The sequence below is a fragment of the Streptomyces sp. NH27 genome (assembly GCF_056859195.1).
Window position 1 is genome coordinate 1 of sequence record NZ_JACEGK010000303.1, and the last position, 9,586, is coordinate 9,586.

Below are 9,586 nucleotides of genomic sequence, written 5' to 3' on the forward strand. Positions count from 1 at the left end.
GTCCAGACATCATAGGTCACGTAAAGTATCTAGACAATAACTCTCAGTGATGAGATCTCATTTGGTGCAACCCGGGACAAGTCCTAGTCCGGATAGGCCATCATCCGGCGGATGACGGCTGCGCTGACTCCGAGCCGTTCCGCCGCGTCGGGCGGCCAGGTCCACTGGAGTTGATGGAGGGCGTAGTAGGCGACGGCGTGGCGCCATCCCGGGCGACCGGACAGCTTCAGCGCACGTTCGGCGAGGGAGTCCACGACGTCAGGTGCGGGAAGCGGGTTGCCGTAGCGGCCGTGCTTGTCGAAGTGGAAGGCCAGGGAGACCAGGTCGGTGGCCCTGTCGCCGACCGAGAGATGGTCCAGATCGACGATGCCGGTCAGCTGGTCCTGCGCCGCGAGGACGTTGGCCGTGTTGAAGTCGAAATGGACCAGGTCGTAGCGGGGTTCGGGCCGGGGCACGGCCCGGACCCATGCGCGCAGCCGCGTGTAGAGCTCGGCTGTCTCCTCGCCGTTGGTCGTGGTCGGCTGCCACCAGCCCCACCTCCCGCCGTGCACCACCTGTTCCAGTGTCACGGCACCGGTCGGGGGCACGGCGGTCACGGCCGCCAACCGGCCCGCTCCTGACTGGAGTTCGATGGTGGCGAGCAGCTGCTCCAGCAGCGCGGCGCTGACCCTGCCGTACGGCGGCGTCCCGGGCATCCGCTGCTGGACGATTCCGTAACCGCCGAGGGCCGGGCCATGCGCCAGCGTACGGGGCACGAGACAGCCCCGCCTACGTAGCGCCTCGGTGTACCGGAGGGAGCGGACGACCTCACCGGAAGGCGCCTTGAGCCACTTCAGCAGGACGGGTTCGCCCGCTGCCGTCGACGCGAAGTACGTTCGCCCCTGGCCGCGGTCGGTGGCCCGGAAGTCGGCCAGGCGCACTCCCAGGATGGCCGCGACGGACATCGCCTGGGCGCTGTCGATCACGTGCTTCCTCCAGATCTCCGGTGTGCCCCCAGGTCGTTAGATCCTTTCCACCACGTAGGGCGGCATCACCAGCAGGTCGACATCCGGCGACTCGGCCATCAACTTGATCGCCTGATCCGGGTGGAGCACCATGGGCTCGCCCTTGGTGTTGAGCGAGGTGTTGATCAGTCCGGGAAGCCCGGAGGACTCTCCGACCGCGGTGAGCAGCGCGCCGAACCCGCTGTCGCTGTCCGGCACATACTGCCCCCGCGTGGAGCCGTCGACGTGGACGCCCGCGATCGCCCGTGCGGCGTGTTCCCGGCCGACCTGGTGCATGCAGAGCATGTATTCGCTCAACCCGCTCACCGGCGGTTCCATGCCCAACTCCCGAAAGCCCCCTTCGGTGAGCGAGAGGGCCGCCGGGCGCCATGCCTCCCGCTCCTTCACGCGGTTCAACTGGTCCAGGGCGCCGCGCTGCCTGGGCGAGGCGAGCAGGCTGCGGGCGCCGAGGGCACGCGGCCCGAACTCGTTGCGGCCGTCGAACCAGGCCACGATCTCACCGCGGTCCAGCGCCGCCACGGTCAACTCCCGCAGGCGGTCCGGTTCCAGGGACCTGGCGGTGACTCCCGCCCGGGCCAACGACTCCTCGACGTCCCTCGGGGTGACCGGCGGCCCGAAGAAGACCGGCGCGGCCTCGCCCTTGTCCAGCGGGCGGGGCGCCTCGCCGAACAGCGCCTCCGCCAGCATCGCCGCTCCGAAGACCGTGCCGCCGTCGTTGGGCGCGACGGTGCCGGCGACCTGGGGATAGCCGCTCTCCAGCGCGATCCGGCGGTTCATATGGGCGTTCAGTACGACGCCGCCGGACAGCAGCAGGGCCTCCTCGCCCGAGAGCGCGCGCAGCCGCTTGGCAATGGCCAGCCCCAACTCCTCGACGGTGGCCTGCACGTCGGCGGCGAACGGGGCGTAGTCGAAGGCGTTGGCCGAGGAGGACGTGTAGGGGAAGACGCTGCTCTCGAACGCCTCCATCCACTGGCTGCCCAGCCGGTTCCAGTCCCGGGAGTGGGCCAGCGAACCGCGCAGCCCGCGATCCAGCCGGAACGCGGCGTCGGCAGGATCGAAGGTCATGAAGCGCACGCCGCTGGCGCGGCCGTAGGAACTGAGCCCCATCAGCTTGCCCGCGCCCCACCAGCCCAATCGGGCGTAGGCGGAGGCCGCGCCGTACATCATCCCGAGGGACCAGAGTTTGTCGTAGCGTTCGAGCAGCCGGAAGCGGCCGTTGTCGACGTGGAAGAGGGAAGTCGAGCCGTCGCCTCCCCATCCGTCGGCGACCAGGACGTCCGCTGTCGGGTACGGGTTGAGGTAGTACGCCCCCGCGGCATGGCACAGGTGGTGGTCGAAGAAGACGATGTCCCTGGTTCCGAGTTCGCCGGCCAGAGTCGGCAGGATGGTCTCCGTCAGCCGGTCGCTGACGCGCACTCCGCAGGGGATGTCGCTGTCCGGTGTCAATGCGCCGTCGGGGGCGTCCGCCCATGCGTACCCGATGGCCCCGACCTCGCGCGGATGCACGCCGTACGCGTCGAGCAGGGCACGCACCGCTCCCTCCGGGCCTTCGCCCCGGGCGTGCCGTCGGCGGCTGATCCGTTCCTGTTCCAGCGCACCGACCACCTTGCCGTCGATGACCAGACAGGCCGCCGCGTCGTGGCAGTGCGGTTCGTCGGGTCGCCCGATCAGACCAAGAACGATCACTCATGCCTCCAGGGTGAGAGAGATACGGGCAGTGCCTCGGTGGCGCAGAGCGCTCAGCCGACGAGTTCGCCGACCGTCAGGCCGGTCGGCCGCCGGACGCGCCGCACCTGGTGCCGGGGTAGTTTCCGACCGCTTGCCGGCTCGCGGATGTAGTCCAGGTAGCGGGCGAAGTTGTGCCGCATCTGCTGCTGTTCCGCCGCACGCGACACCTTGCGGCCCTCGTGCTGGAGGTGGAACGACGACCAGTTCAGCGTGGGCACGACGAAGTGTCCGCGGGCTGCCATCAACGCGCCGAAGGCGAGATCCTCGATCCCCCAGCCGCTGAACCACCCCTCGGCGAACCCCCCGGCGGAGACGGCGTCAGCACGCTTGACGCAGATGCTGTGCCCGGTGACCATGCACGGCAGATCCCAGAAGCCGATCACCCGGCCCCGACCGAACTCCCGGAAGTGCGAACTCTCCTCCACCAGACGGAATTCCGTCCTGGTCGGGCGAGGGGCATCCTGATCAGCGGCGAGGAGCAGGCACTCGCCCACCGCGTCGCTGTGCAACCGCCAATCCCGTTCGATCCGTGGCGGCGGGCCCGGCGAGCCGAAGAAGCGGTCGTCGTGGACGTCCTCACGGAAGCCGACGAGTACGCAGCCCTCGGTGTGGCTCTGCCGGGTGGCCAGGATTCCGGTCAAGTCGTCGGAGACCAGCATGTCGTCGTCCATGAAGATCAGGCTGTCGCCCTGAGCGCACTGGATTCCGATGTTCCTGGCCCGGGACAGCCCGCCGTTCTCCGGGAGCCTGACCAGCGTGACCGGGACATCAAGGCCGGCCTCCAGCACGACCGGTGCCAACGGGGAAGCGGAGCCGTCGTCCACGATGATCACTTCGAAGTCGCGATGCCGCTGGCGCGACAGTGCGGCAAGGGTGACGGGCAGCGTCCGGCGGCCGTTGAACGTCGCGATCACCACCGACACCGACCCGCGCGGCTCTTGCGCCCCGTTCGCCCGCCCCGGGCCGCCGAAGACCAGGTCCCGCCCTCCGGTGGCCTCCGAGAACGCATGCGCTTGAGCTGAGTAGTCGTTGCCCGAGACGCGCAACGCCTCTTGGATGGACGCAGGCACCAAGCCCCCTCACGCACTCCGAAATCACGGAAAGTATCGGAAGAATCTCGCTGGGTGCTTCTCTTCCCTCGGTTGACCGGCGCGAAAACTTGGAAGTACTGGCGTATTCGGGTGCTTCCGCCGCGATCGAATGTGCATCGAGCGCCGCCATCCGTCCGGTTGACAACGCCCCTTCGAGAAGCCGCGCGGCGACGGCGCTTCGGGGCGTCCGCCAGTGCCGGATCGAGTGCATCCAGAGGTCGGCCTCGCGCCGCGGTCGCCGGCACGCAGATTCCTGCCGAGTTGGCCGGAAGCCGATCCTGCGGGGTTGTACGAATTCTGCGGTGCCCTCACGATGACACGGCGGTTCGGGCGTCTGGTTCCGAACATGCTTCGAAGGTCCTCCCGTAATCGGGGAGCCGGGCTCGGCACGTTCCGATCGGCGATGGGGCAGGAGGACACGGGTGATACCGCACGTACAGTTGCCGGGGCACGCGGGTGGCTGGACCTCGAAGGACCGGGAGGCGGTCGCGGCCGGTCTCGGCGCCGAATGTCGGCTCAAGGGGTTCTTCTTCGTTCACCACCACGGCATCCCTGCTGACCTGATCAGGGACGTCTATGCGGAGATGCGGCGGTTCTACCGACTGTCCCCGGCGGAGAAGAGCCGGTACGACGCCACCGAGCAGTCCCAGTTCCTCGGGTACCGCGGGCTCGGCAGGGAACGCAGCCGCACCCACGGCGGCACGGAGGCATGCGAGCAGTACCGGGTCGGCAACACCACCGACGAACTCCCGTTGCCGACGTCTTCGGACTTCTACCACGCACCGTTCCCGAAGTCCCTGGAGCTCTTCGATCACTTGACCCACCTGGGCGACGCCGTCCTCGCCGCGTGCGCTCTGGATCTGGGGCTGGCGGAGAACTCGTTCGTCCCCTCCCTGGCAGGCGGTCCGCTGCACCGGCTGGGCCTCAACTACTACGGTGCGAGTCACCCGTCCGACGTCGGCTCCAAGGTTGGCTATGCGATGTCACCGCACATCGATCTGTCCCTGCTGACCATCCTGGACCAGGACGAACCAGGTCTGGAGGTCCGTGACTGCGACGGGCGGTGGCTGGAGGTCCCCACCGTTCCCGGCGCGCTGTTCGTCTTCCTCGGCGACTATGTCCAGCGATGGTCGAACGGGCTGCACCGGGCAGCCCCCCACCGGGTCAGGACGGTGCGCCGCGACCGGATGTCGATCCAGTACAAGCACCGCCCGGACTACGGCGTCGTCGTCCAGCCGCTGGACGCTCTCACCGGTCCGGCCCATCCGCCCGCATATGCACCGCTCAACACCGGCGCCGACTACGTGGCCGTACTGAGGTCGATCCTCGGCAGGTAACCACGCTGGTGAAGCAACGGATGCGCCGCGGGCGCGAACTACAGGCGCCCCCGCCCCGCCCGTACGCCGAGAGTCCCAGGCCCTGGTCAACTCATGTTGTCGCCGACCGAGCGTGCCCGCCGTGATCACACCAGCCACGTGAAGAGATCGTTCCACACCTGTGGACCTCGGAAATCCGCGAATCAGCCCCGGCGGCTCTCCCGTGGCTCGACGGAACCCACCTGTTCCATGCGCCGGATCTCCCGCTCTGCCGCTTCCAAGTGCCCGAGGTCGAGGGCCATCGCGGCACGCCCGGCGACGTAGAAGACGTCCTGGAGGATCCGACAGTCCAACCCCGGTTGGCGGCACAGGGCCAGGAACCCCACCTCGAGACTCAGTTCGATGCGGCCCATTTCGTCCCGGACGCGGACCGGGAGCGCGGCGTGCCGGAGATCCTTGGCGTAGTCACGCGTCTGCCGGTCGGCCTCGTCCGGCCGGGCCTCCACGGGACGGTAGGGGTGATCGGCCCACTCCGTGTCAGCCCACCGGACGAGCTCGTCCAGACACTCCGAGGCGACCACCACATCCGGGGGCGAGGCGGAGAGGGCCGCGTCCGCGCCGGCAACCAACCGGGCGAGACGGCGTCGTCCGCCGTCACGCACATCGCGATGAAGCCCGACAACACGTCGAGTCTGCGCGACACTTCCGCCCGCTGCCAGATCTCGTACAGTCTCGCCATCCACCGTTCCCTCTCCGCCGACCGCGTCTCCGCGCCCCGAACCCTACGACGTGCCCCCGTCAGCAGGTCCAACGGGTTTCCCGGGCCGAGCGAACGAACCTCATGCCGGCTCGGTGCGGCACACGATCTCCGCTCACCGTTCGTGTGTCCGCGAACGGGGGCGGGCCTTGTGGTAGTTCGCACCGGTGAGCGTCTCCGGCCCCACCGCGTCCAGGTCGGCACCCGGAAAACCCCCGCCGGCGCGGGGACGACGCCGGGCCAGGCGGCGGGACCTGTCCAGTCCAGGGAGAACCCCCGCTCGCGCGGGGACGACTGGCGGGTGGATGGTGAACCCGGGCCTGGCCGGCGCCGTCCCGGTGGGACGGCAGGTGTCAACTGCCGGAAGGGGTCAGGACGTGCCCGCCGCCGCGCCGGCCGCGATGAGTTTGCGGTTGATGTCCCGCACCGGCCCGGGGTCGACCTTGAGGACGGCGCGGTCGTAGGTGATCAACCCATTCAACTCGCCCTCGACGTCGCTGAGTTGCGTGTACACCGAGCCGGACAGGTTGCCGGCGGCGGCGGACAGCAGCTGGCTGGTGTTGTCGACGTAGTCCTGGGTCAGCTCCGCGATGGTCGAAGCGTCACCACCGTAGTTCTGGCCGCCGGAGACGCCCAGGATGTGGCCGGGGACGTTCAGCGAGTACCCGCCGTGCTCACCGTCCACGGCGGCCCGGATCGCGTCCGGGGACGGGAACGCGGGACCGTGGTACACGTGGTAGTCGATCAGGTCACCCTGGCCCGAGTCGCCCTGCGAGGCACAGCAGTTGACGCCGGACGCGGCATCGACCAGCCGGCCCGGGTCCTGCTGCTTGATCGAGTCGGCCAGCGCGCCGGTGGCCTCCTTGGACTGCTCGCCCCAACCCTCGTTGATCATGGTCCAGATGATGATGGACGGGTCGCTGAGGTGCTGGTCCACGATCTCGTGGGCCTGGTCGCTGAACGCCTGGTCGCTGGCCTCGCTCGCGCCGGGCCCGACGTTGCGGCTCGGCATGTCCTGCCAGACCATCAGGCCGAGCTTGTCGGCCCAGTAGTACCAGCGCGCGGGCTCGACCTTGATGTGCTTGCGCACCGTGTTGAAGCCGAGCTGCTTGTCCAGCTCCAGGTCGGACTTGAGGGCCGCGTCGGTCGGCGCGGTGTAGATGCCGTCCGGCCAGAAGCCCTGGTCCAGGTTGGCCAGCAGGTAGGTCGGCTTGCCGTTCAGCTCGACCTTGTTCACGCCGCCGACCTTGGCGACGGACACCGACCGCATGCCGAAGTACGAGCCCACCGAGTCGTACGAAAGGCCGTCGGTGAGGGAGACCTTGAGGTTGTACAGGTACGGGTGGTCAGGGCTCCACAACTCCGGGTGCGGGACGCGCAGCGTCAGCTTCCTGCCCACGGTGCCGACGACCGTGCCCACCGGCTTGTTGCCCGCGTACGCGGTGGCGTTCACCAGGGACCGGGCGGGGGTGCCGGCGGACGGGCGCACGGTGACGGACAGCGTGTCGTCGGACAGGTTCGGTGTCAGGACCAGCGAGTCGACGCTCGCCTTGGCCACCGGCTCCATCCAGACGGTCTGCCAGATGCCGGAGGACGGGGTGTACCAGATGCCGCTGGGGTCGCTCGACTGCTTGCCGGTCGGCGTGTTGGGGTCGATGGTGTCCTTGACCTTCAACGTGAGGGTCTGCGGCCCGCGGCCGGCCAGCGCGTCGGTGACGTCGGCGGTGAACGCCTCGTAGCCGCCGACGTGGTGGGCGACCTGCTTGCCGTTGACGTAGACCCACGCCTCGTAGTCCACCGCGCCGAAGTTGAGGTTCAGCCGGTTGCCCGAGCCGACCCGCCAGTTCTGCGGAACGGTGAAGGTGCGCTGGTACAGCGACCAGTCGTGGTCCTCGGCGACGCCGGACAGTGGCGCCTCCATCGGATACGGCACCAGGATCGACCCGCTCAGCTTGCCCGTCGGCAGCGCGGCGTTCTCGGCGGTGCCCTGGAACTGCCAGGTTCCGTTGAGGTTCTGCCACTTGTCACGGGTCATCTGCGGCCGGGGGTAGTCCGGGAGCGCGTTCTTGGGGCTGACGTCCTTGGCCCACTTGGTGGCGAAGTACCAGGTGGAGTTGTTGGTCGCCAGGCCGGAGAACAGCGGGGCGGGGCCCGCGGCGGTGGTCAGGCCGCCCTGCCCGTCGTAGCTGATCCGCACCTTCGACTTCAGCGCGGCGGGGATGTCGGACTTCCCCGCGGTCAGCAGCAGTTGAGACGTGTCGGCGGGGTTGACAACGATGTCAGGCGTCCACCGACTGCTGCCGGCGATGACCGCCAGGTGCTTGCCGATGTCGGACGGCAGCGAGGTGACCGCTGCGGGCAACTGCACGGTCGCGGCCTTGCCCGAGGAGGTGACCGCGGCGTCGACGGTGGGCGCGGTGAAGCCGGCCGGCAGGTGCAGTGCGGAGTCGGGGATTGCCTCCCGGGTGATCCCGGGGCCCGACCACTCGGTGGTGATGTATGCGCCGCCGTCGCCCTGGTTGTAGTCGAACGCCAGGGTGTGCAGGCCGGCGGTCAACGTGATCGGCTCGGACTGCGTCTGGACGTCCCAGTCGGTCGTCCAGTGGTCGATCACGCTCGACCCGTCGAGCGACATGCGGAAGCCGTTGTCGCCCTTGATGTAGAACGTGTACGTGCCGCCGGCCGGGACGTCGAGCCGGCCCGTCCAGCGCGCGGCGACGTTCAGGGTGGAACCCGCGTAGTCGCGCAGGGTGGGCAGCAGGTCGGGGACGTCGAGGGAGTTCTCGACGCCGGTGCTGCTGTACTGCGCGAAGTCCAGCGACGTGGCGTCGGAGCTGAGGTAGTAGTCCGCGCGCAGGCCCTGCGGGGTGTCGGCGCCGGCGGTGGTCGGGACGAGCAGTGCCGCGCCCAGCAGCAAGGGCACCAGGGCGACGAGTCGGCGTCGGTTCAGCGGGCGGAATCTGCCTGATCTCACTGCGGATACACCTCTCCGGGGGAGAATTCGGCGTCCGGGGAACGGCGGAGGTATACGCCCACCGCCATCTTTCCAACGTTGGAAAAGCGGACGGTAGGAATGAAAGCAGGGTGGTGGAGCGACGTCTACCCCCTGTGCGATGACTGCGCATGAGTCGTTTTGGTGCCGTTTTACTGCATTGATCTACAGCTCGTCGGCAAGGAACGCGAAGTCGAGTTCGGCGTAGTTGTCGCCCTTGCCGAATGTGGCGACGTTTTGTCCTTCGGCGAGCGGAAGGTCGACGAAGGCGAGGTTCCACATGCCGTCGGCGCCCCACTCGCCGGCGGAGAGCCTGACCATGCAGCGGGTACGCCGGGACCGGCCGGATTCTCCACGAGGCCCGCGAGCGCGGGGGAGTCGTCGGCGGAACCGGGGGACGCGCGCCGCGCGGTCGTGCCGCCGGACGAAATGCGTTCAGCCCTCTTGACTCCCGTGGGGAGTCGGGCAGAGTCTGTGCGTGCGACAGGTTCGTTAGGAAACCTTCCTAACGAATCAAGCTCTGTGGCATCACTCCCACGCACCCCACGCGTCCCCACCTCAAGGAGCCCGATCCATGTCGTTACCCAGCAAGAAGCTGGCCGTCGCCTTCGCTGTCTGCTGCACCACCGCGGGACTCGTCGCCGGCACCAGCGGCAGTGCCCGCGCGGCGGCGACCCCCGCCCACGCCTTCCCCACCC

Annotated in this window: 7 protein-coding genes; 1 reads left to right on the forward strand and 6 read right to left on the reverse strand. The window is 68.8% G+C overall.

The features are described from left to right. Positions 1–83 precede the first annotated feature (83 nt). Genes AC13HU_RS23120 through AC13HU_RS23130 form a run of 3 tightly spaced genes read right to left on the reverse strand, consistent with a single transcriptional unit; the run spans position 84 to position 3,802 of the window. Entirely contained in the window at positions 84–965 is an 882-nt protein-coding gene (locus tag AC13HU_RS23120; RefSeq protein WP_483043851.1) for a phosphotransferase family protein, read from the reverse strand. A 36-nt stretch (positions 966–1,001) separates the two neighbouring features. Beyond that, positions 1,002–2,690: a carbamoyltransferase C-terminal domain-containing protein gene (locus AC13HU_RS23125; protein WP_483043852.1), complete on the reverse strand. Its 1,689-nt coding sequence runs from the start codon at positions 2,688–2,690 to the stop codon at positions 1,002–1,004. A gap of 53 nt (positions 2,691–2,743) precedes the next feature. Beyond that, on the reverse strand, positions 2,744–3,802 hold the full coding sequence (locus AC13HU_RS23130) for a glycosyltransferase family 2 protein (protein WP_483043853.1): 1,059 nt from the start codon (positions 3,800–3,802) through the stop codon (positions 2,744–2,746). 443 nt (positions 3,803–4,245) lie between these two features. On the opposite strand from AC13HU_RS23130, the gene AC13HU_RS23135 reads away from it, so the two are divergent. Then, positions 4,246–5,160 carry a 2OG-Fe(II) oxygenase family protein gene (locus tag AC13HU_RS23135; protein ID WP_483043854.1) on the forward strand — a complete coding sequence of 305 codons (915 nt, stop codon included), beginning with the start codon at positions 4,246–4,248 and terminating at the stop codon, positions 5,158–5,160. A gap of 182 nt (positions 5,161–5,342) precedes the next feature. Here AC13HU_RS23135 and AC13HU_RS23140 read toward each other — a convergent pair whose 3' ends face one another. From AC13HU_RS23140 to AC13HU_RS23150, 3 genes are all read right to left on the reverse strand, one after another. After that, positions 5,343–5,801 carry a hypothetical protein gene (locus AC13HU_RS23140; protein WP_483043855.1) on the reverse strand — a complete coding sequence of 153 codons (459 nt, stop codon included), beginning with the start codon at positions 5,799–5,801 and terminating at the stop codon, positions 5,343–5,345. A 465-nt stretch (positions 5,802–6,266) separates the two neighbouring features. After that, on the reverse strand, positions 6,267–8,870 hold the full coding sequence (locus tag AC13HU_RS23145) for a PA14 domain-containing protein (protein WP_483043856.1): 2,604 nt from the start codon (positions 8,868–8,870) through the stop codon (positions 6,267–6,269). A 183-nt stretch (positions 8,871–9,053) separates the two neighbouring features. Further along, positions 9,054–9,209 carry a hypothetical protein gene (locus tag AC13HU_RS23150; protein WP_483043857.1) on the reverse strand — a complete coding sequence of 52 codons (156 nt, stop codon included), beginning with the start codon at positions 9,207–9,209 and terminating at the stop codon, positions 9,054–9,056. Positions 9,210–9,586 lie beyond the last annotated feature (377 nt).